Raw genomic sequence first — 20,002 nt, 5'->3', positions numbered from 1 at the left:
ATCTAGATCCCCCCTAGCCCCCCTTAAGAAGGGGGGGATAAGAGTCCGATCTTTCGTCCCCCTTCCCCCATCCCCCCTTGGGGGGGGCAGGGGGGGGTGGGGGGGCTAGGGGGGGGTGGGGATGCGAGGGGGATCTAGACTTGGCTATGAACGAGAGATACCAAGGCTTTCAGGCTTAAGTTGACACCAATGGTAATGGGGAACCCCCCCTGCCCCCAGGGCTGTTTCATTCTCAAGAAAACGATGCTTTTGTAGGGGTAGTGCCCCCGTGCCTACCCTCCCCATCCACAATTTTGTAAGTGTTTCAGAGATTGGGGCAGCCACGGGGGGCGGCCCCTACAAGAGAATGAAACAGTAAATTAGGAAACTTTTAAAAATGAACAACCAACCCTCAGTTGAAAAAACCCAACGTGCCAAGGGAACTACCCATTTCAACCGAGTTCCCGAAAAAGTGAGAACAAAACTTAAAACTTTTATAGTCAAAGATCGGGACGGTGAGTTAGTAGGTAAAATCAAAGATGTCTATTTCGATAATAGTGGAAAACTCAATTTTTTAGTCGCCGGAAAGCAGGGGGAAAACCCACGGCTTGTTTTATTAAATATTAAGCAACTCAACACAGTAGATTATCAGGAAAAAATCCTGTTCTTTAAACTTAGCTTAGAGCAAATAGAGATGCTGCCCCTAAAATCAGCCAATGACAGCCATGAGCATTTAGAACTCCCAGCATCCCCAAAGGTTCTCAGTCACAGCAACCCAACTCCTCCCGTAGCAATTATGTCTCATGAAACCGATGCCGACGAGCGCCCCATGGACAATCTGGAAAGCCCGGAAACTCACGAAGACTTAGATGGCGAAGACTTAGATATTGTCGATCGAGAAATAATTCGCCTGCTAGAAGAACGATTGGTAATCAATCGCAGCAAGCGCAAAGTTGGGGAAGTTATCGTCCGCAAAGAAATAGAAACTCGGATGGTACAAGTACCAATCCAAAGAGAAAAGTTGATTGTGGAACAAGTAGGTGACGATCCGAAGGTGCTGGCGGAAATAGATTTGGGCGAGGGACAAATCACCGGGATAGATTTGAGCGAAATTAATCATCACCAACCGTCACTACCAACAGTCAGCGCTGAATTTACTTCTGTGCAAAAAGCTAGCAAAGTTTTACATTTGATCGAATCCCAGCCTCGTCACGGCTGCGCCAAAGTCCGTCTAGAAATAGTTCTAGAAAATCAGGAGCTTGAGGAAACTTATCAAAAATTGATGGACAGCTATTCAGATAGTTGAACTAGGAAATCTGAGCTGGGGGCTAATTTGATAAATAACGCTTAGAGGTTGGGTTGAGCGAGAAAACCCAACTTCCCATCAGGTTTTAGGAAAGTTTAACCGGAGGGACTAACTCTGCATTTTCGGAAAAATTGTTCCAAGTTGCGGTATAGTTGTGTTGGAAAAGTCTAAAAGTATTAGAAAATGACCAGCACCATTTCCGACATTACAGTAAAAACGATCGCAGGCGCAGACAAACAGCTAGGAGAGTATGCTGGTAAGGTACTCTTGATCGTGAATTTAGCTTCCTACTGTGGCTATACGCCTCAATACAAAGGACTCGAAGAGTTGAATCAAAAGTACAGCGATGCGGGTCTCCGGGTTTTAGGGTTTCCCTGCAACGACTTCGGTGCTCAGGAGCCTGGTACTAACTCAGAAATTGTCGAATTCTGCACTACAAAATACGGTGTCAGCTTTGAGCTTTTCGACAAGGTACACGCTAAAGGTAGTCAACAACACCCGCTTTATGCTCAGCTTACCAGTTCTGTGGCTCCCAAGGGCGAGGTTTCTTGGAATTTTGAGAAATTTTTAGTCAGCAAACAAGGTGAAGTGGTTGCTAGATTTCGCAGCAGTGTAGGCCCGGAATCTCCTGAGTTGATTGCTGCAATTGAACAGGAATTGGCTAAATAAAGAAGAGGGAATAAAGAAGAGGAAAGAAGTTACTTTTTTTAGGTTTCTCATTTTCTGGCTTCTTTTTTCCCGCGGTTGATTAAATACAATGGGAGAATTATTTAGTGGAAAATACATCTGGGTTAGATTTATTTGTAGGTTTATTGGCGATCGCCATTTTGGCTGGCGGACTGCTAATGCTGTTTTCCGGTATCTCCTCATTTCCTAAAGAGAAATAAAATATAACCGCAGTCAAAAGGATTGAGTTATTTAGGAAATGGGTGATAATTCGAGGTTAAGGGGATGTGAAAATAGCCTGCACCTAGTCAAAGGTTAAGAGTTGCGATCGCCAGTCTAGGCAATCCTAGGAAAATGTGATAATCTATGGGCTGCAATAGACTTTTCTCATCAAGATTGTGGAACGGGCATCGTGCCTGTTTTTAACAGGGTTATACTTCCTTCTTGCTTCTACTTATGAACATCGAGCAGTTTGTTGAAAATTCACTAGGACAATGGCGATCGCAACGTAGCGCCCATCACTTGACTTTCAGACACTTTGAAGCTATAGAATCAGTGATTGATATCGTGGCAGTCTCACCCGATGATGCAGCCGTCATCGACCTCTGCAAGTCCTACAACATAGACCCAACCCAAGCACTAAGCCCCTTTCAAATGGTCTGGGAGGGACACTCAGATTGGGATGAAAACGCCGAAATGAAGGGGAGTTGCATCCTCGTACCAATCCCCGATCGCACAGTCCCCAATCGCGGCAAGTTACTACGAGATCAAGGATATGCCGAAACCATCCCCGCCGCCGCCGACTATCACATCACCGAGGATGATACCTTTGTCCTGCTCACCAGCTACGATAACGCCGCCGCCGAAGAAAAAATCTGGTTTGCCAATCCTAACCTCCGGTTTCGTGTTTCCCTGATCAAAACCAGCCAAGGAAGTGGAGTTGTCACAGCATCATTTTCCTCAGAAATTCGTTCACTCCCAGCGAAATAAGCAACTAGAAAACAGCTTATGAATTCAGTTAAAAGCAACGATTTAATCACCCTAGCTCAGTGGATGGCAGGGGATTTTAGTAACTACAAACAATCCTTTGAAAAACCACAACAATTTGCCCATATTCACATCTTATTTCGCCCTTTACCCTTTGAGTTCTTCAATGCGATCGGCTTTTATTCCGAACAAGTATATGACCATGACCTCTGGACACCCTATCGTCAAGGAGTCCACAAACTAATTGACCAAGAATCACAAATTTATATTGAAAATTATAGTCTCAACGATCCAGTACAATACGCCGGCGCAGCACGAGAATTAAGCATTCTCAAAACAATTAAACCAGATTGCATTCAAAGGCGGTACAATTGTTCTATGGTGTTCAAACGAGACGGAGAAATGTTTCGAGGTAGTGTAGAGCCAGGAAACCAATGTCTCATCGAAAAAAGAGGTTGTTCAACCTACCTAATCAGTGATGTGGAAATTACCGAAACAACCTGGAGCAGTCTCGATCGCGGTATGGATATAAATACTCATCAACAGATCTGGGGCTCAGACTCCGGCTCCTTATGGTTTGAAAAGCGCCAAAGCTTTGCAGCAGAAGTACCGTTGGTCTAATTTACGCGGTTGGGCGATCGGTCAGAAAACCCCAAGCATACTACAGTCACACATCTTGCCATCAAAAATTTACAGGCAAAAAGACACCAATTTTGTAGTACAAAAAAACAGTAACATAAACTGTAATATTACAATATGTAAATTTTTCTAATCTAACATCTAATTATGGTAAATTTTCACATAACACAATAGTGGAGATTTTTTAAATGGTTTTTGGACCTGCATCTCGACTTGGAGTCAGTTTATTTGAAGAAACACCATCTTTAGAACTGATGCCAGGACATTCACAAGAAGAAGTAGAAACCATAATTCGTGCTGTCTATCGGCACGTTTTGGGTAATGCCTACGTCATGGAAAGTGAACGAGCCATAATTCCTGAATCGCAATTCAAACGTGGTGAACTCAGTGTACGCGAATTCGTCCGCGCTCTGGCAAAATCAGACGCCTATCGTTCTCGCTTTTTCGACACTTGTCCTCGCTATCGGTTCATTGAACTCAACTTCAAACATCTTCTCGGTCGCGCACCCGATGGCCTAGAAGAAATGAGAACACATAGCACCATTTTAGATACTGAAGGCTTCGAGGCAGAAATTGATTCCTACCTCGACAGCGATGAATATCAAAACGCCTACGGGGAAAATATCGTTCCCTTTTACCGAGGCTACAAAACCCAACCAGGAAAAAACATGGTTGGGTTTACTCATATGTTTGCCCTCTTGCGTGGCGCTTCCAGCAGCGATTTCAAGGGCAGTATTTCTGGAAAAGCCCCTGTTCTCAATAAATTCGTCATTCAAGAAACCCCTTTACCAATCGTTCCCCCTTCCGGTGGCACAGTTGGAGACGGTTGGGCATTCCAAGAGTACGCTATGAATGCACGTAGCCGTGCTGGATTAGGTGCACAAGCAGAAGGCAAAGTTTATCGCATTACAGTAACTGGATATCGCTCTTCAGGAACGACTGTGATGAACAAAGTCTCTAAATTCCGTCGTAGCAATCAAGTATATCTTGTACCATTCGATCGCCTTTCGCAAGAATATCAACGCATCCACAAACAAGGTGGCGTAATTGCCAGCATCACTGCTGTCAACTAAAAACCCCTGAAACTTATGCCTTAACGACTTAGGGAATTTACGTCCCTGAGCGTTTTTAGGCAATCCTTAATTCTCAGTTTTGAAGCATTATTTATTTGTAGGAGAAAGTCAATGAGTGTTGTTTTAGATGCGCCCGTAGAACTTTGGTCTACTAGCAGCTCCGACGATAGACAAGCCGTAATTCGCGCCGTTTACAAGCAAGTTTTGGGCAATCCTCACGTCATGGAAAGCGAGCGCCTAACCGTCGCCGAATCCCAATTATGCGATGGCGGCATGACTGTACGGGAATTTGTCCGTGCTGTAGCAAAATCCGACTTCTATCGTAGTCGGTATTTTGAATCTTGCGCTCCCTACCGCTTTGTCTAACTCAACTTTAAACATTTGTTAGGTCGCGCTCCCTTAGACCAAGCAGAACTATCTGAGCATATCTGCACCTGTATCGAAAAAGGCTACGAGGCAGAAATAGATTCCTACCTCGACAGTCAAGAATACCAAGACAAATTTGGCGAAAATACAGTCCCCAATTATCAAGGCGCAAAAAGTCAAGTCGGACAAAAGCAAGTCGGCTACAATCGCACCCTCTCTCTATATCAAGGTTATGCAGGGGTTGACAGTGCCTTTACCGCTTCTCGCTTAGTAGATTTTGTCGCTGGTAATAGCGGTAACAAAATTACTTTACCAAGCACCGGCGGTCGGATCAGCGCTTACAAAGATGCCACCGAAAAGATGTTCAAAATTTTAGTTAAAGGCGCTAAATTTGATAGCCCTCGCCGAGTGAGTAACACTGAATATCTCGTGTCCGGTGCAAAGATGACTCCGCAAATTCAACGCATTCATCGTGCAGGCGGCAAAATTGTCAGCATCACGGAAGTAGTTTAAGACTTCACAACTTGATGAAGGGAGTATCCCCAAGTCAGTAAATTGACTGTTTGTAGCACAGGCATCTTGCCTGTGCTATAGAAATGGAAGACCAAGATTATCCACAAATCCTGGGAAGTCGTGGTTGTAATAGCTATCACATTTTACTGTCCCGGACGAACATAATTTTTTAGTTTCTCTGGAGCGAGTTAATTATTCGCTCTTTTTATATGAAAAAAAAGCCACAAACTCGATCGATAGAAGAACGAATCAGGCTTTAGTTATCCAGGATAGAAGGGAAAATTCTCTAGTTGGAGCGAGTCGAGGACTGTTTTTCAAATCTCACTCAAATGTCAAATCTCAAATCTCAAATGGTATTACCACCCATAGCTGACAAAAAAATGCAGGCTTGGATCAGAAGTCGCCACTTGATTTTTTCCGGTCAGTTTCTGATTTTTGAAACCCTAGACTATCCAACAGTTGAGCGATTTGAAGAATGTATCATTAGTCTAGGAGGGTGTTTAATTTCTGTGGAACCTACCAAACGAGTTTGGATGGGAAATCATCGACAAGTTATCCTTTATCAAGCCAAAGGAAGTTTACATACACCTCACCATGAACTGCGACAATATTGGTTTAAATATGGCAGTTTTCAGACTAGGTTTGATGAGAGGGTTTAGTAGAAGGAAGAAGGAAGAAGGAAGAAGTCACCCCCCCTGCCCCCCCAAGGGGGGAAATTCAGGAAGAAGGAAGAAGTCACCCCCCCCCTGCCCCCCCTAGGGGGGAAATTCAGGAAGAAGGAAGAAGTCATATCGTTTCCGGCTGCATCGGAATGATTTAACCGCAGAGAACACAGAGGACACAGAGGGAGAGAATAGAGATCTGAATCATTCAGATGCTACCGGATTTGATATCACCCCCCCTGCCCCCCCAAGGGGGGAAATTCAGGAAGAAGGAAGAAGTCACCCCCCCAAGGGGGGAAGGAATAAGGAATAAGGAATAAATAATAAGGAATAAAGAATAAGGAATAAGGAATAAGGAATAAGGAATAAAGAATAAGGAATAAGAAACAATATTTCTGTTACAGTAAAGGAAACTACTGCTCTGTGGTTATGGATATTCACCAAATCGAAGCGTCTCTAGAAAATTCTGATTTTCAGTATCGACTAAAGGCGATCGCAGCTCTCAAAGACTATACACCAGAAATAGCCGTTCCCTTACTAAAATCCAAACTCAACGACCCAGAATTTTTAGTACGTTCCTTTGTCAGCCGAGGATTTGGGCAACAACAAAGCGCCGAATCTTTCGCCGCACTCCTCCAAATCATCAAACTTGATAACACCCCCAATGTGAGGGCCGAAGCAGCGAATTCCCTGTCTCTATTCGGCAGATGTGCTGCGTCTCATTTAGTGCTGACTTTTATTCAGGATGACCACTGGTTGGTGCGTCGCAGCATTCTAGCAGCCCTGGTGGACATGGAGTGCTACAACGAACTTTTTGAAGTTTGTCTCGAAGCATTAGCTGGCGAAGATATGACCACCCAGGAAGCTGCTGTGGATGCACTGGGTGCCTTAGCTGGAACAATTCAGGAACAGGCCGCACTTTCTCAATTATTGACGCTGGCTAATTCTGAGTATGAAGGAATTCGTCAGCACACTGCATCTGCTTTGAAGCATTTTGATACTCCCCAGGCGAAGGATGTTTTGAGTCAACTTCGCCAAGACTCCCATCATCAAGTTGTTGGCGCTGCTTTAGAAAACTTGCTGGAAAACAGTTAAGAAGAAGGAAGAAGGAAGAAGGAAGAAGGAAGAAGTCACCCCCCCCTGCCCCCCCAAGGGGGGAAATTCACGAAGAAGGAAGAAGTCACCCCCCCTGCCCCCCCAAGGGGGGAAATTCACGAAGAAGGAAGAATTTCTTGAATCTCTACTAGGCTTCTCCAATAATTACTGGGGAACAGGCATTTTGCCTCTTCCAGAGTGGCTTTTTTAGATATGTCTACTAAGTCAGAAACCGGGTTTTTATGAATATATAGGCTGGACTGCGAAAATATTGGTAAAAAACCCGGTTTCTTAAATCCCATGGGTACTCAACTTTGACTAAACTGTTTTAACGCAGTGATTAAATAGTCAAAATTCAGACCTAACAAATCCTGTTCTTCTGAACTAAATTGCTGTAAACTGACTGTTTTTAACTGTTCTAATCCACAGAGCATCGCTGGTACGGGGACGCCCAATTCTTGATAAAGTAGCTCCATATTTTTGAGTCCTTCCTGGCTGAGGAATTCAGGATTTTTCCCAGCAACTCCATAGGTGACGGAGCGCAGGAAATGCCAGAAATCTCGCCAACAGGCTTCAGCACGAGCCGGAGGATAGAGGTCATTTCCTGGTTCGGCGATATTCGGAAATTCTGCTAATACCTTTGCCCTGGCATTGGCAACCAAATTAGGAGCTTGCTCTCGCAGCAATTTAGCTTGTTCTACCATTAAAAAATTGTCGGTAACCAGATTTTGAATGCGTTCTAAATCTTCGTCGGTGAGATATTGACCTCGATTGTCTGCTGCTTGAAAAATGGCGATTACTTCATCGGAATAGAGATTGTTCCAAGCGGCAAAACTGACGATTCTCGCTTTGGGAATTAATTCTTTGGCTCTGTCACTTAACTGCATAGTTATTAAAATTGCATTCAGGTAGTTGGAGACAATCCAATTTATAGACTAGAATTATGAGAATATTTATTAAGTTTTATTACAATTATGAAATTAACACAGGCGAATGTGGTAGAAAGTCTTAATTAGACTTATCCCCAACTGTCAAGGGCAGGCCCCATGCCTACTCCACAGGAATTAAGGGGAAATATCTATTACAAAAGTTCGATCGAAAGTTTGGTTTCATAACGAAATATTACTTTGTTAGCCAAAACAGAGACGAGACTTCTGGCGATCGCCTATCATCCTGTATTTAGGGAAAACCTATAAGGGGCTAAATTATCATATATGTTTAAGCCATTTCAGCAATTTTTAGAAAAAGAACTGTCTGAGAATTTTGCACTAGAGAGTCGTCCCATTCCCTCTGGTTTGGAATCAGTGGTGAGTGAAAGAGGCAAAAATCCAGCCACCATTCAAAGTTGGTGCTATCAATGCCCTCAATTGCGAAAAATTCGTTACACCTACATCGATGCTGGGGAAACGGCGCAAATTTTCAACAGCGTTATTTATCCTAACTATAATTACGATGTACCCTTGCTGGGGATAGATTTTTTAGCGTTTGGGAAAAAGAAAATCTTGGTAGTAATCGATTTTCAGCCGTTATTCCGCGATCGCCCCTACATAGACAAGTATATCGAACCATTGACCGAAATTCGCAGTAAATACAGCGCATTGGTACAAGACTTAGAAATGAAGTTTTATGATGCCAACCAGTATTTTTCCAAAAATTTGCTCTTTGCCAAAACCGACGCCGAAACAGTGGTAAACCAATTGTTTCCCGCCTATCAAGAATACGTCCAGTTGTATTGTAAAATGCTACAGCAAGCTTCTGTGCTGAACACTCCCGAAGCAATTCAGCGGATTGTGAAAGCACAAAAAGATTACGACCAGTATAGCGCCGAAAGAGACCCGGCATCCGGGCTATTCAGCAGCTATTTTGGCCATGAATGGTCAGAGAAATTTTTGTACGAGTTTTTGTTTGAAGATGCTGTTCCCTTAGCGATTCCCGCCGGGGCAAAATAAATTAAAAATGACTCTTTATCAGCCTTTTTTAGATTACGCAATCCCACTGATAACGGAACGACTAGACCTAGCTCCTTATCCGATTCCAGCAGGTTTTGAAAGTAAAGAATGTATCACTGGGAAAGGAAAAAAAGAGCAGTTGGTGGTAACAACTAGCCATGCTTTCAAATCCTCAAAACTGCGCCAGATTCGGGCCGCTCACGTTCAGGGTGGTGATGCTCTCCAGGTACTGAATTTTGTAATTTTCCCCCAAATAAATTATGATTTGCCTTTTTTTGGGGCGGATTTAGTAACTTTGCCGGGGGGACATTTGATTGCTTTAGATATGCAGCCACTATTCCATACTCTGGCTTATCAAAAGCAATACTCCGATCCGATTTTACCGCTTTTTAACAAGTATCAAACAGACTTACCTTGGGGTGGGGATTTTCCTGAAGAGGCAAAACAGTTCTTTTCTCCAGCGTTTCTGTGGACTCGTCCCAAGGAAACGGAGGCTGTGCAAACTACGGTTTTTGCAGCTTTTCAGGATTATCTACAAGCTTATCTCGATTTGGTCGATCGGGCCGAACCAGTCACAGATACTCAGAGATTAGCAGAAATCCTTCAGGCTCAACGCAATTATATCAATTATCGTGCTGCTAAAGATCCTGCAAGGGGGATGTTTTTGCGCTTCTATGGTGAGGAGTGGACTGAGGAGTACATTCACGGTTTTCTGTTCGATTTGGAGCGCCATCTGGAACATTGATAGTTGGCTGGGGGCGGGTTTATATGATTACTAATAGAGTAATGAACCGCGAAGGCGCGAAGGACGCGAAGGAAGAGAAAGAAGAAAATGCAGTTCTTCCTTCGCGCTCTTTGCGCCTTCGCGGTTTAATCATTCCGACTAACAAGCCAGACTTTGAGCCGTATTATTACGAGTGAAAGAGTTCCAAGTACCTAACTCTTTTGAACTACGACTGCGAAGCATTGCTCTCGCTTCTTCGGTCAATCCTTGTACTAAACTAAAATCGGCACCAGCAATACTTTTTAATTGTTCTAAATTCGCGCCTGTCAAATCAGCCGCCCGTAAATCTGCGCCCTGTAACTCAGCGCCAATTAATATCGCATTCCGTAAATAAGCGCCAGTTAGCAAAGCATTTTGAAGAGTTGCACCACTTAAGGCTGCTCCCTCTAAATTTGCGCCGGTTAAATCGGCTCCATTGAGATAAGCACCTCGCAGATTGCAGTAACTCAAATCTGCTCCTCTGAGGTTGGCTGTATTCAAGAAAGCCCCACTCAGACTAGCTTTTGGTCCAATTGCTTCTGATTTTTGGTAATTGAATCCTTCTGGCCAAAGGGTCTTGCTATCATATAAAGCTAATTTGAATTTAGCTAATTCTAGGTTGGCATTGAGTAGATTACAACCTTGTAAATCTGCCCGAAACAAATAACTTTCTTGTAAGTTTGCGCCACTCAAATTAGCATCTCTGAGACTAGCCCGTCGTAAATCAACTCCCTGGAGATTTGCACCTTGGAAATTAGTTTTGCTGAGGTTGGCCCCGATTAAGTTTGTCCCGCTTAAGTCAATCCCGGATAAATCCATCTGGCTGAGGTTGATTCCCTGGAGGTTGGTTTGAGCTAGACTTTTACTTTGCTCAACAGCTTGTAAGACTTCTGTGAGAGTCAGGGGTTCTGAGAGGAAAAAAGAGTGTTGATGAAGTGCCATTGGATTTTTTGAAGATTTATTGATCGAATTGCTCAAAGTGTCCGGTGTCATTTATCCTAGGATTTGATTGTTGTGCGATCGCCTTTTGTTAATTGTTCTTAACCAAAATCCGATCCGATTCTCCTCCCATCCCCTTCACAAGGGGAAGGAATGATATAGAGGAGACGGCAGTGCCCATTGGTGTCAACTTAAGGTAAAACCGATAGTCCGACAGGGGTTGAAACCCCTGTCTCAAAGCTAAAGTCCTCTAAAGAGGACTGAAGAACTCATTAGTCCTCTTCAGAGGACTTTCGCTATTAGACAGGGACTTCAGTCCCTGGCGGGCTTTCGGCTTAAGTTGACACCTATGGGCAGTGCCGTTTCCCTACCCAAAATAATATTGTAGGGACACTCCAAGAGCCGTCTCCTAATTACTTGATTCCTCTCCCTAAGTTGACACAGAAATGCTGCTAACACCACCGATGACTATGATGGATTTCTTTCGCAAAAGTGAGGGCGTTTGGTTCACTCAGCGAACAGTCCATAATTTTGATACTGCTGCTGCTGATGAGTCGGGAGAATCTAATGTCATCATTGATGTCTTGTCCATAGATGATCCCAGAGTCTTAGAAGTTTGTCAACAGCAGAATGTAGATCCCGCTTTAGTGAGTGGGGGATGCAGTTTTATGTGGCAGGATAATTTGGATGATGCTAGCCCCAACCAAAATTATGCTGCAATTCTGATCGATGTACCCAATCCCAATAACCCAAAGATGGGCAAGTTTCTGCGAAATCGCGGCTACGTTGAAGGCATTCCGGTAATTGGTATTTACAATTTTGCTGAGGATGGGGTGTTGACTATTGAGACGGAATATGAGACAAATCAAGGACAGGAACGCTGTTGGTTTATTAACGATCATTTTCGGGTACGGGTGATGACCGTTCAAATGAGCAATGGGGTTAAACAAATGGCATACTGTTCTGAGCGTCGTTGTATTTCTCAGTCGGTTTTAGAAGAGATGTTGGAACGCAATCGCTTGAGAGTTTCTGGGGCGGCTGCGGTGTGATGTTAAAGCGATTTAGGGTTTGGTGCGGGCGGGTTTATGAGATGATTGGTCTTGGGCAATTATTGTTGGTAAAACCCGCCCCTACGGCAATTTGGCGGGGGCGGGTTTATGAGATTATTGGTTTTGGGCAATTATTGTTTGTAAAACCCGCCCCTACGGCAATTTGATTTGTTTAACTAGACACGATAGCCTAATTTTTTTACCTGTTATCAAACTATCAAAACTATGTCTGAAAACGAAGAATTAACACCATCTGAGAATGATGAATCTGCCGAAGATTCAACCGAAAATTCGACTGAGACAGATGCTGAAGAATTGGTGGAAGTGATTGCGGAATTTGAGCGGTATCGGGAACGTTTGGTGAGTGAGACGATTGCAGCCGCACAAAAAGCAAAACTTCCCCAGAAACCAGCCCTGGCTAAAATTGAGCCGGAACTTGCTAAAATTGATGCTGGACTTGAGAGTCTCCGCGCTCAATTGGCTGGTATAACTACTAATAATTAGGTGACAATGATGGTGAATGCTGGTGTTCAATCTCAGGACGATCCAATTTTATTGGCTCATGCAGAAACAGATGCTTTTCTGCGGGAAGTTACTGAACAAATAGATTTAGATACTTTCGATCCTGATGATGCGGAAAGTTTGAAGCGGTTGGTTGAATGTTTGGGAGATACGCGGGGGATGACTAGATTGCGTTTCGCGGAAACTTTGGCGGAAATTGGTGAAGCTGCGACTCCTGTTTTGTTGGATGGTTTGGCAAATCATGCTAATCCGGTGGTGCGACGCGCGGCGGCTAAAACTTTGACTTTGATTGCCGATCCAACTGCGGTTCCTCATTTAATTCATGCTTTGTTGAATGATGAGGATACGGTGGTTAAGGGTTCATCCATTGGGGCGTTGGCGAGGATTGGGGAACCTTCTGTGCAGGCTTTGTTGGATATTTTAGCATCGAAGGATTTGCCGGAAAGTACGATCGGTCATGCTGCTTGGGCGTTGGCGTTTATTGGGGCGGGGGCGAAGGAGTATTTGTATCAAGCAATAGCCTCTGATTCGTCTGTGGTGCGTGGTGCGGTGGTTGGTGCGATCGCCAAAGTTGCACAGGAAGAGCCCAAAGCGGAGTTATTCGAGATTTTGGTTAAGTCTCTGACGGATGTGGATGTTGATGTGCGTTGTGAGGCGGCGGCTGCTTTGGGAAATCTGGCTTATAAGCCTGCAATCCCCAACCTGATTGAGTTACTGGATACCGATGATGGGGAAACTCGCAGGGCGGCGGCCTTGTCTTTGATGAAAGTAGGCGATCGAAGTGCGATCGAACCACTACAAGCTGCATTAGCCAAGGAATCGGAAGTGGCGATTCAAGGTGTGATTAAGTTGGCAATTTCTCAAATTAAGTAAAAACATGACTGAATCTGGAACCGGGCGGATGTTGCTTTCTCATAATTTTGATATACCAGAAGGTGTTTTTCCGCCCTTAAGTCGGGAAGATTTGACTTTGGTATTTGCTGAGGGTTTAAGTCAATATCCTGAGATTAAGTGTCGTCAATTAAATCATGCTCATTGGATGGTAGAAGTTTTATTTTCTACTGATGATTTTGCTCCGCCTCAAGTTGGGGAATTTTGCGCTGAAGCTTTGGTGAATAAGCGGATGAGTCAAGGGAAAGCCGATGATTCTTTTCCTGATATTTTGATTTTAGCGGGGTTGAAGAAGACTCCGCCATTGAGTAGCGATGTTGAGGCGCTGCAAACGGGAGAATGGGGGGTTGATGTGGTGGAAACTCAGTCTGCTGAGAGTTTCTTGATGGCGATGGGCTGGGAGGAGAAAACATCCGGGAAAAGTATTGAGGATGTTTTTAAGGTTGAAAGGAGAAAAGGGTAAAAGGATAAAAGGCTGAGTTAACCAGCCGTGATATCTTTTTGATTGATACTGTTGAAACAACAACCAAACGTCACTCGATACTTAGTCTGCTATTTTTAAACTTTCCTCATCATCTTGTTCTGGTAAATCTAAAGCAATCATTAAAGCACGATTAAGTTCGGCAATTTTTGCCTCTGAAACCTTTCCCAGCATTTGCAAAAGTCTAGTTTTTGCCAATACCCGCACTTGATCCGCTTTAACAATTGAATCCCTTTCTAATCCTCCATCAGGAGCTTTAATCAAAACCTGAGATGGAAAAATGCGCTTGTTTTGTTGATAAGTGGTACAGGGAACTGCCAAAACGACTGGACTACTAGCATTAATTACGTCGCGACTGACTATAATCACCGGACGATTTCCCCCTTGTTCAGAACCTTCCACAGGATCGAGACGAGCTAAATAAACCTCTCCTCTTTTCATTCTTGAGACTCCGCTAATTTAAAAGCCTCCCAAGAAGCTGTAGCAAATTCAGCCTCCATCTGTAAAACTTCAGCTTGATATTCTGGATCGCTTGTCATTTCTGCTAGTGCTTCATCAATTTCAGCTCGTTTCAGCGCTGCTAATTCTCGACAAATAGCCCGCATAATAAATTCATCACGACTCTTGGCTTTTCCCTGGTTTACTGCTTTATCAGTCGCTTCTAGTAAATTAGCAGGGAGACTGATTTTTGCTTCAATTGTAGGATTAGACATGAAAATCACTCCTAAATGAAACCTGAATGTTCTCTAGATATCTATCTTAACTCTTTTTTTCAAAATAGTGATGGATTAGGCGATCGAGGATGTTTTAAGGTTGAAAGGAGAAAAGGGTAAAAGGGTAAAAGGTGAAAAGTTGCTTGGAAAGTAAAAGCTAAGTCCCGAAGCGCTGATTTTGAAGTTCACCACACTATCTATCTCCCGTAGATTAAATGATTGAACTGAAGTTTATTGGGTCTACTAATTTTCAGCATCCTATCAGGACGGTCATGAATCTCAGTTAAACGGTCATTAGTCTCAGTTGAGCGATTATTGCGTGTTTTTCCTTTGGAAATGGGAATATGACCGATACTGACAAAACGATATTCATAAGCATCAAGGAAGTTTTGTTGATGCCAAAATGCTTTGCCGATTTCCTTACAATAGTCAACAAAGCATTTTGCGCCCGTTAGTTGCTGCTGGATAATGTTTTTAGTCTTGCCTTTCTTTTTCTTCATCTCAATACAAAAGATGATTTTTTCTGTGGGAGTATCAGCAACGATCGCAAAATCAGCGCGTTTGCACTGACCTTTTGAGCTGGTAAAAATCTTGCTTGGTGCTGGGAAAGCATCGGCTTTAATGACAATAACTTGAGCATCATCAGGCATTCCATCAATCGTTACAGAATAGTCAGCAGGCGGAGGTTCCTTGAGTATAACTTGCTTTTTACCTTTGTGTTCTTCCAATGGAACTGTAGCACTTTCTTGAATCATCTCTTTGAGGATAGCAATATCAGACATCAATCCTCACCCCAAACAATCGCTTCCTGAATTCTGTTCATCGTTTCAATAGTTGTATCAAAACTGCGGGCTTCAATACCCATTTCTGGATCAATATCCGCTGGTGTCAGGGTTTGACATTTATTTGTTTTTGTCTTCCCTGCCTCTTCTGCAATATAAACTTTGATTTTGTCAGACGAAATTAGTTCTACTTCCCGATAACCTTCTTCTTCAGCAATTCGCTTGAGATGAGGTTTATCATGGTTAAGCATAATCAATGTATTCAGTTCTTTAATAATGTAATCACTGTGGGTGGTAATAAAAACCTTAATACCCAGATTTACCAGTCTGGCAAATAGACGTGCGACGCGACGCTGGTTTTCAGGATGTAGATTCAATTCTGGTTCATCTATCATCAATAAATCGCCAATTTGAGCCTCATGTTTGAGGTAAAAACCGATGTCTAATAGAGAACGCACAGCACTAGAACTTTCATCCATAGAAAGCTTGAGCCGTTTACCCTTCGGCTCGTAATAAAGTTCATCATTACGAGTGACTGTATATTTACCGCCGATGATGTCAGCGAAATCTGTCAATATATCAGGATGGTTTTCCGCAATGAAACTGCTTTTTTTGACAATGGTTTCCAGTTCCCTCGTAAAGTCAACGTTTGTCTTGATCGGCAGGGCATAGTCCTGATAAGCCTTAAATAAAAGCTCCATTGGATTGATATTATTGTTGCCTTGACCCATTTCGTCAAGCAATCTATTGCGGGCAAAATTCAATTCTTTGCGAAAAATTGCGGCACCTGTTCGCTCTGCACTAGCGATGAAAGGGCGAGGAATAATTGTAGCAAAAATGATGTCTTTTAGTGCATCGGCAATAGTGTGCTTCAGTATTTCGTTGGGAAATTTTACCTTTTCTTTCTCAACTAGGAGGGTGACAACTAATTCTGTACTCTCTTGACTTTTGGTCATTGAGAAGAATTCGACATTTGTAGATCCTAATGTTGACTGAAATCTGCTTGCCAAGCTAATATTTTTGATGTCTAGGGTGACTTGAAACTCTGTGTCTTTAAATCGTTTAGCCGGCGCTGCAAAAATCTGAGGTAATTGCTGTGTATAAGCCTGACAACCTTTAGCAATAATTTGCTGTGCCTGTTTTACATATTCTTGTATATCCAGACGAATTACGCCGTCAGCAAGGAGTTGCTGGATTTTATCGTCGTTGATTTCGATCGCCAACATCCGCCGCCAAGTAAACAAAAAGCCAAACAGTGCATAGGTAGCGTAGGTTTTACCGGTATTGTTGCCGCCACAAATAATTGTCAACTCGCCAAGGGTGAATTCAGCTTGTTTTAGGGCACCAAGATTTTTGACTTTAATTTTCATTGGTGTTTTCCTTAGATTGCATCGCCAACAAATCCGCTTCGATCGCACAAACCAAGCTAAACAGCCAGCGCCTTGATACTTTCTTGGGTATCAGGAGGGATCTTTTGCCAACCCCTGGCAATGTTAATATTCATATTGGTTTGAGCAATATCTAACAATGTATCATCAATTGAATGTGTTTGATTTTCGCGCAACCAAATTAAAATTTCCGCTAAATGCCAGACAGAGTGGGCACCTTCATAAACGGGAATCGGAAATTTTGAGTCGTTTTCGAGGGTGAGATTTGTCATGTGCTGTTGAGTGTACCCCAGAATTTTAGCTGCATCGGTCAAACCAACAAAATCTGGTGCTGCTTCAATTAGACTGGCACCTGGAACAACTCTTTTGACATCATTAATCGCAGTAGAAATAGCTTCATAAGCCGACGATGCCTCGCGGATGAAATTTAGTGCGACATATTCTTTATTCCCAACTCCGATTAAGGCGTCATCACAGCCACCTTCATAAAGTCTGTCAATAAAATCATCAGGATCTGCTAGGGAATTTCCTAGATTAAACTTCACTGTAAAATCATACTCGTTCATTTTTTATTCCTCCTCTGGGGAAGACTCATTGACATCGTTATGCTTTGTGCAGTTATCTACTACTCGGCGAATTTGTTTTCCATGATTCCCTGAGTTTTTTGGGGTACTCCAAATACTAGATATACAAAAAATCCCGCTTCTACACTCTTTATTGTTGTAGGGGCAGTAGATTTTTCCCCAAGCATGAGAACCACCAACATCAACGCGCCATCCATTTTTTTCAGCGTATCTCAACGCATCCTCAACTTCTGGCTTTGGGTGAGTTTTTCTGACCATTACAATTTTTGCTTACAAATCATTCAACACACAACCATCAACCTAACTATTCTGCACGCTTATAATTCATTACCAAATCCAACCGCGATAAAGAACTTGTCGCTGATTCCCGCACATAAGAATCCACGGTTTCGTCATTGGCAAATGTGGTGAGAACTTCTACACAACGTCGATCGCCCACAGAAGCCAATGCACTCACAATCGCCACCTGTACCGCCACATTATCCGTTGTTTTCAGCGATTCCACCAAAATCTCAAACGCAGACGAACCCATCTGCCCCAAGGCCATCACGGCTGCAATATGCACCACAGGATTAGCGTCATCGATCGCCTTTTTTAACCCCTGCAAGCCCACTTCCGGGAAAGGCAAATCTGGATAATTTATCGCAATTTGTGCTAATGCTTTCGCTGCACTCCCTCGCACAGTCACATTTTCGCTGTTTAATAATGCTTCAACTACCGATGGTACCGCATCCTCGCCGATCGCACCCAAGGCCTTCACAGCCGCCCGACGATAGGTGACATCTTGATCATCTAAAATGCCCACCAGTCGAGAAATTGTATTCTCATCGCGGGAATCGGCAATTTCAAACATTGCCCGATCGCGCATATGAGGATTCGGGTGTTTTAATTGTTCAAACAAAGCATCTGTTGTCATGGTTTTTGGGGTTTTAGGTATTCTAATTAGGCTGAATTAAGATATAGCATTTCTCAGGTAGGGACACGGCACTGCCCATTGGTGTCAACTTAAGCCTAAAAGCCCGCCAAGTCTGTCTGTGGGCCCGCGAGTCCAACCGGGGTTGAAACCCCTGTCTAATAGCTAAAGTCCTCGGTCGAGGACTAATGAGTTGAAAATTCTTCTCTTCAGTCCTCTTGAGAGGACTTTAGCTTTGAGGCAGGGGTTTCAACCCCTGGCGGACTATCGGTTTTACCTTAAGTTGACACCTATGGGCACTGCCGTTTCCCTACAGCTATATTTCGGATGGTACAGAAGTATAAGCATCTATTTTAGCTTGAACCAACCAATCCTGGTCGGCCGCAGCGATCGCATAACCACTGACATCACCAAGTTTTTCGAGTGCCATTAATGCAGCATACTTCAAATCCCAGATTTTAGTTTCCAGACAGGCTTTCAATTCTGGAATGGCACGTTGTTCTCCGAGTTCCCCCAGGGCGATCGCAGCCGCCGCACGGGATTTCTGAAACTGGGGTTGGGAGTTATTCAAAGCTTCCAATAACAAATCGTAGGCGGCCGAATGTTTTAACCAACCAAACAATTTTACCACATGAAAATGCGCTCCATAGTCATTATTTGCTTCTTCGGCAAAGGTGGCAAACAAAGCTGCTGGTGCTTCCTCTGAGTAATGTTCGAGAATTGTCTTAGCTGCTAAATAGCAACGTCCAAAATCTGTTTCGTATAACTGGCGAATCAAAAACGATAAATCTGGTAATTTTTCATAACTATGCACTAAATCTAAATCGGCTGGATAGTCTCTTAAGGTTTGTTCCAAATAAGGTTGAATGGTGGCAAAGGTCAGGGATTTGTCAGCAATTCCTGCTGATGCTAACATCCTAATTCCTCTCAGCCGAAACACTAAAGATACGGGACATCTGGCAATATTGGGAATTGCATCGTAGTAACGCGCATCAATCAAATCTTGGATGGATAATCTGCGCCCTAGGACATTTTTGTGTTGCAACATGGCGACAACTTTGCCCATTTGAGAAAAGTCTCTGGTTAGGCGACAAATTGCGGCGATCGCAGAACTAGCAGTCGGCGGGTCAATATCATCGACAAATCTGCGAATTCTTTCTAAAGCTGGAGCATAATCTAATTTTGTCAGAGTGTGGATAATTACGCGGTAAGTTTGTCCCGGTTTATCCAGCAATTGAGCAACTTCTTCTAAAACATCGGCATCTTGAGTACCAATTTCGCCGATCGCCCAAACCGCATTTTCCACAGTGTAACAGTCATTATCGCTCAAACAGGTGCGAATCACGGGCAATGCTTGCGCAGCTTGCAGTCTTCCCAAAGTTTCTACCGATTTGCGGCGCACAATCCGATTTTCTAACACCGGATCGGTTTGCTGTACTGCTCGCATCAATGCCGCGATCGATCGATCTGTGGAGAAATTGATCAAGTGGGAAGCAGCGATGTAGCGGGAATCTTCTTCGCCAATTTCAGCTTGGGGCGTATCTAAAAGGGCGATCGCCTGGTCTTCTGTTAAATTAAAAAAACTAAAAAATCGTTTATCCATAAAATTATATTAGAAGGAAGAAGGAAGAAGAACCCCCCCCAGCCCCCCCCAATGGGGGAAGGAATCAGGAAGAAGGAATCAGGAAGAAGAACCCCCCCCAGCCCCCCCCAATGGGGGAAGGAATCAGGAAGAAGGAATC

At 43.5% G+C, this 20,002-nt stretch carries 24 protein-coding genes and 1 pseudogene; 15 read left to right on the top strand and 10 right to left on the bottom strand.

Annotation, left to right across the window (positions count from 1 at the left end):
• The first annotated feature begins 376 nt into the window (after positions 1-376).
• The 9 genes and pseudogenes from ACBR23_RS25940 (at position 377) to ACBR23_RS25900 (ending at position 7,286) form a co-directional block, all read left to right on the top strand.
• Entirely contained in the window at positions 377-1,285 is a 909-nt protein-coding gene (locus tag ACBR23_RS25940) for a YsnF/AvaK domain-containing protein (protein ID WP_371118421.1), read from the top strand.
• Between the two features lie 183 nt (positions 1,286-1,468).
• Positions 1,469-1,954 carry a glutathione peroxidase gene (locus tag ACBR23_RS25935; RefSeq protein ID WP_371117343.1) on the top strand — a complete coding sequence of 162 codons (486 nt, stop codon included), beginning with the start codon at positions 1,469-1,471 and terminating at the stop codon, positions 1,952-1,954.
• A gap of 453 nt (positions 1,955-2,407) precedes the next feature.
• A complete protein-coding gene (locus ACBR23_RS25930) occupies positions 2,408-2,941 on the top strand; it encodes a phycobiliprotein lyase (RefSeq protein WP_371117344.1) in 534 nt (177 codons plus the stop codon).
• 18 nt (positions 2,942-2,959) lie between these two features.
• Entirely contained in the window at positions 2,960-3,559 is a 600-nt protein-coding gene (locus ACBR23_RS25925) for a chromophore lyase CpcT/CpeT (RefSeq protein WP_371117345.1), read from the top strand.
• Positions 3,560-3,765: 206 nt separating this feature from the next.
• Positions 3,766-4,650, top strand: coding sequence for a phycobilisome rod-core linker polypeptide (locus tag ACBR23_RS25920; protein WP_371117346.1), 885 nt, complete (start codon positions 3,766-3,768; stop codon positions 4,648-4,650).
• 111 nt (positions 4,651-4,761) lie between these two features.
• Positions 4,762-5,166: pseudogene (locus ACBR23_RS25915) on the top strand (phycobilisome rod-core linker polypeptide); the annotation flags it as partial.
• 210 nt (positions 5,167-5,376) lie between these two features.
• Complete coding sequence (locus tag ACBR23_RS25910) at positions 5,377-5,529, top strand: phycobilisome linker polypeptide (protein ID WP_371118481.1); 153 nt, start codon at positions 5,377-5,379, stop codon at positions 5,527-5,529.
• Between the two features lie 329 nt (positions 5,530-5,858).
• Positions 5,859-6,188, top strand: a complete 330-nt coding sequence (locus ACBR23_RS25905; RefSeq protein ID WP_371117348.1) for a CpeR family transcriptional regulator — start codon at positions 5,859-5,861, stop codon at positions 6,186-6,188.
• A 432-nt stretch (positions 6,189-6,620) separates the two neighbouring features.
• Positions 6,621-7,286 (top strand): HEAT repeat domain-containing protein, encoded by a 666-nt coding sequence (locus ACBR23_RS25900; RefSeq protein ID WP_371118420.1) that lies wholly within the window; start codon positions 6,621-6,623, stop codon positions 7,284-7,286.
• Between the two features lie 308 nt (positions 7,287-7,594).
• Here ACBR23_RS25900 and ACBR23_RS25895 read toward each other — a convergent pair whose 3' ends face one another.
• Complete coding sequence (locus ACBR23_RS25895) at positions 7,595-8,173, bottom strand: phycobilisome protein (RefSeq protein ID WP_371118419.1); 579 nt, start codon at positions 8,171-8,173, stop codon at positions 7,595-7,597.
• A gap of 327 nt (positions 8,174-8,500) precedes the next feature.
• On the opposite strand from ACBR23_RS25895, the gene ACBR23_RS25890 reads away from it, so the two are divergent.
• Both ACBR23_RS25890 and ACBR23_RS25885 read left to right on the top strand, forming a co-directional pair.
• Positions 8,501-9,235, top strand: a complete 735-nt coding sequence (locus ACBR23_RS25890; protein WP_371118418.1) for a 15,16-dihydrobiliverdin:ferredoxin oxidoreductase — start codon at positions 8,501-8,503, stop codon at positions 9,233-9,235.
• A gap of 7 nt (positions 9,236-9,242) precedes the next feature.
• Positions 9,243-9,980, top strand: a complete 738-nt coding sequence (locus ACBR23_RS25885) for a phycoerythrobilin:ferredoxin oxidoreductase (protein ID WP_371118417.1) — start codon at positions 9,243-9,245, stop codon at positions 9,978-9,980.
• Between the two features lie 138 nt (positions 9,981-10,118).
• Here the strand turns inward: ACBR23_RS25885 and ACBR23_RS25880 are convergent, their stop codons facing one another.
• Positions 10,119-10,940 carry a pentapeptide repeat-containing protein gene (locus ACBR23_RS25880; protein ID WP_371118416.1) on the bottom strand — a complete coding sequence of 274 codons (822 nt, stop codon included), beginning with the start codon at positions 10,938-10,940 and terminating at the stop codon, positions 10,119-10,121.
• A 443-nt stretch (positions 10,941-11,383) separates the two neighbouring features.
• On the opposite strand from ACBR23_RS25880, the gene ACBR23_RS25875 reads away from it, so the two are divergent.
• The 4 genes from ACBR23_RS25875 (at position 11,384) to ACBR23_RS25860 (ending at position 13,862) form a co-directional block, all read left to right on the top strand.
• Positions 11,384-11,986: a phycobiliprotein lyase gene (locus tag ACBR23_RS25875; protein ID WP_371117354.1), complete on the top strand. Its 603-nt coding sequence runs from the start codon at positions 11,384-11,386 to the stop codon at positions 11,984-11,986.
• 225 nt (positions 11,987-12,211) lie between these two features.
• Entirely contained in the window at positions 12,212-12,490 is a 279-nt protein-coding gene (locus ACBR23_RS25870; protein WP_371118415.1) for a hypothetical protein, read from the top strand.
• A 6-nt stretch (positions 12,491-12,496) separates the two neighbouring features.
• On the top strand, positions 12,497-13,381 hold the full coding sequence (locus tag ACBR23_RS25865; protein WP_371118414.1) for a HEAT repeat domain-containing protein: 885 nt from the start codon (positions 12,497-12,499) through the stop codon (positions 13,379-13,381).
• A 4-nt stretch (positions 13,382-13,385) separates the two neighbouring features.
• Complete coding sequence (locus ACBR23_RS25860; protein ID WP_371117358.1) at positions 13,386-13,862, top strand: DUF2656 domain-containing protein; 477 nt, start codon at positions 13,386-13,388, stop codon at positions 13,860-13,862.
• Between the two features lie 81 nt (positions 13,863-13,943).
• Here ACBR23_RS25860 and ACBR23_RS25855 read toward each other — a convergent pair whose 3' ends face one another.
• The 8 genes from ACBR23_RS25855 to ACBR23_RS25820 form a co-directional block, all read right to left on the bottom strand.
• Entirely contained in the window at positions 13,944-14,321 is a 378-nt protein-coding gene (locus tag ACBR23_RS25855) for a type II toxin-antitoxin system PemK/MazF family toxin (protein WP_371118413.1), read from the bottom strand.
• Positions 14,318-14,593 carry a CopG family transcriptional regulator gene (locus ACBR23_RS25850; protein ID WP_293150304.1) on the bottom strand — a complete coding sequence of 92 codons (276 nt, stop codon included), beginning with the start codon at positions 14,591-14,593 and terminating at the stop codon, positions 14,318-14,320. The genes ACBR23_RS25855 and ACBR23_RS25850 overlap by 4 nt, the downstream gene beginning before the upstream one ends.
• A gap of 197 nt (positions 14,594-14,790) precedes the next feature.
• Entirely contained in the window at positions 14,791-15,375 is a 585-nt protein-coding gene (locus ACBR23_RS25845; protein WP_371118412.1) for a hypothetical protein, read from the bottom strand.
• Positions 15,375-16,745: an AAA family ATPase gene (locus ACBR23_RS25840; protein WP_371118411.1), complete on the bottom strand. Its 1,371-nt coding sequence runs from the start codon at positions 16,743-16,745 to the stop codon at positions 15,375-15,377. The genes ACBR23_RS25845 and ACBR23_RS25840 overlap by 1 nt, the downstream gene beginning before the upstream one ends.
• Positions 16,746-16,801: 56 nt before the next feature.
• Positions 16,802-17,329 (bottom strand): helix-turn-helix transcriptional regulator, encoded by a 528-nt coding sequence (locus ACBR23_RS25835; protein WP_371117362.1) that lies wholly within the window; start codon positions 17,327-17,329, stop codon positions 16,802-16,804.
• A 3-nt stretch (positions 17,330-17,332) separates the two neighbouring features.
• Complete coding sequence (locus ACBR23_RS25830) at positions 17,333-17,605, bottom strand: hypothetical protein (RefSeq protein ID WP_371117363.1); 273 nt, start codon at positions 17,603-17,605, stop codon at positions 17,333-17,335.
• A 46-nt stretch (positions 17,606-17,651) separates the two neighbouring features.
• Positions 17,652-18,263, bottom strand: a complete 612-nt coding sequence (locus ACBR23_RS25825) for a HEAT repeat domain-containing protein (RefSeq protein ID WP_371118410.1) — start codon at positions 18,261-18,263, stop codon at positions 17,652-17,654.
• A gap of 313 nt (positions 18,264-18,576) precedes the next feature.
• Positions 18,577-19,863 carry a HEAT repeat domain-containing protein gene (locus tag ACBR23_RS25820; protein ID WP_371118409.1) on the bottom strand — a complete coding sequence of 429 codons (1,287 nt, stop codon included), beginning with the start codon at positions 19,861-19,863 and terminating at the stop codon, positions 18,577-18,579.
• Between the last annotated feature and the right edge of the window lie 139 nt (positions 19,864-20,002).

The sequence above is a fragment of the Microcoleus sp. genome (genome assembly GCF_041354475.1).
Lineage (GTDB): Bacteria > Cyanobacteriota > Cyanobacteriia > Cyanobacteriales > Microcoleaceae > Microcoleus.
Note: the sequence above shows the minus strand (reverse complement) of the source record. Positions and strands in the feature narration are given on the sequence as shown.

Excerpts from the sequence above, each read along its gene's own strand:
- ACBR23_RS25890 (WP_371118418.1), top strand. The coding sequence starts at position 8,501 with ATGTTTAAGCCATTTCAGCAATTTTTAGAAAAAGAACTGTCTGAGAAT.
- ACBR23_RS25825 (WP_371118410.1), bottom strand. The coding sequence starts at position 18,263 with ATGACAACAGATGCTTTGTTTGAACAATTAAAACACCCGAATCCTCAT.
- ACBR23_RS25820 (WP_371118409.1), bottom strand. The coding sequence starts at position 19,863 with ATGGATAAACGATTTTTTAGTTTTTTTAATTTAACAGAAGACCAGGCG.
- ACBR23_RS25835 (WP_371117362.1), bottom strand. The coding sequence starts at position 17,329 with ATGAACGAGTATGATTTTACAGTGAAGTTTAATCTAGGAAATTCCCTA.
- ACBR23_RS25860 (WP_371117358.1), top strand. The coding sequence starts at position 13,386 with ATGACTGAATCTGGAACCGGGCGGATGTTGCTTTCTCATAATTTTGAT.
- ACBR23_RS25880 (WP_371118416.1), bottom strand. The coding sequence starts at position 10,940 with ATGGCACTTCATCAACACTCTTTTTTCCTCTCAGAACCCCTGACTCTC.
- ACBR23_RS25830 (WP_371117363.1), bottom strand. The coding sequence starts at position 17,605 with ATGGTCAGAAAAACTCACCCAAAGCCAGAAGTTGAGGATGCGTTGAGA.
- ACBR23_RS25875 (WP_371117354.1), top strand. The coding sequence starts at position 11,384 with ATGCTGCTAACACCACCGATGACTATGATGGATTTCTTTCGCAAAAGT.
- ACBR23_RS25910 (WP_371118481.1), top strand. The coding sequence starts at position 5,377 with ATGTTCAAAATTTTAGTTAAAGGCGCTAAATTTGATAGCCCTCGCCGA.
- ACBR23_RS25870 (WP_371118415.1), top strand. The coding sequence starts at position 12,212 with ATGTCTGAAAACGAAGAATTAACACCATCTGAGAATGATGAATCTGCC.
- ACBR23_RS25900 (WP_371118420.1), top strand. The coding sequence starts at position 6,621 with ATGGATATTCACCAAATCGAAGCGTCTCTAGAAAATTCTGATTTTCAG.
- ACBR23_RS25920 (WP_371117346.1), top strand. The coding sequence starts at position 3,766 with ATGGTTTTTGGACCTGCATCTCGACTTGGAGTCAGTTTATTTGAAGAA.
- ACBR23_RS25855 (WP_371118413.1), bottom strand. The coding sequence starts at position 14,321 with ATGAAAAGAGGAGAGGTTTATTTAGCTCGTCTCGATCCTGTGGAAGGT.
- ACBR23_RS25845 (WP_371118412.1), bottom strand. The coding sequence starts at position 15,375 with ATGTCTGATATTGCTATCCTCAAAGAGATGATTCAAGAAAGTGCTACA.
- ACBR23_RS25850 (WP_293150304.1), bottom strand. The coding sequence starts at position 14,593 with ATGTCTAATCCTACAATTGAAGCAAAAATCAGTCTCCCTGCTAATTTA.
- ACBR23_RS25895 (WP_371118419.1), bottom strand. The coding sequence starts at position 8,173 with ATGCAGTTAAGTGACAGAGCCAAAGAATTAATTCCCAAAGCGAGAATC.
- ACBR23_RS25840 (WP_371118411.1), bottom strand. The coding sequence starts at position 16,745 with ATGAAAATTAAAGTCAAAAATCTTGGTGCCCTAAAACAAGCTGAATTC.
- ACBR23_RS25940 (WP_371118421.1), top strand. The coding sequence starts at position 377 with ATGAACAACCAACCCTCAGTTGAAAAAACCCAACGTGCCAAGGGAACT.
- ACBR23_RS25930 (WP_371117344.1), top strand. The coding sequence starts at position 2,408 with ATGAACATCGAGCAGTTTGTTGAAAATTCACTAGGACAATGGCGATCG.
- ACBR23_RS25885 (WP_371118417.1), top strand. The coding sequence starts at position 9,243 with ATGACTCTTTATCAGCCTTTTTTAGATTACGCAATCCCACTGATAACG.
- ACBR23_RS25925 (WP_371117345.1), top strand. The coding sequence starts at position 2,960 with ATGAATTCAGTTAAAAGCAACGATTTAATCACCCTAGCTCAGTGGATG.
- ACBR23_RS25905 (WP_371117348.1), top strand. The coding sequence starts at position 5,859 with ATGTCAAATCTCAAATCTCAAATGGTATTACCACCCATAGCTGACAAA.
- ACBR23_RS25865 (WP_371118414.1), top strand. The coding sequence starts at position 12,497 with ATGATGGTGAATGCTGGTGTTCAATCTCAGGACGATCCAATTTTATTG.
- ACBR23_RS25935 (WP_371117343.1), top strand. The coding sequence starts at position 1,469 with ATGACCAGCACCATTTCCGACATTACAGTAAAAACGATCGCAGGCGCA.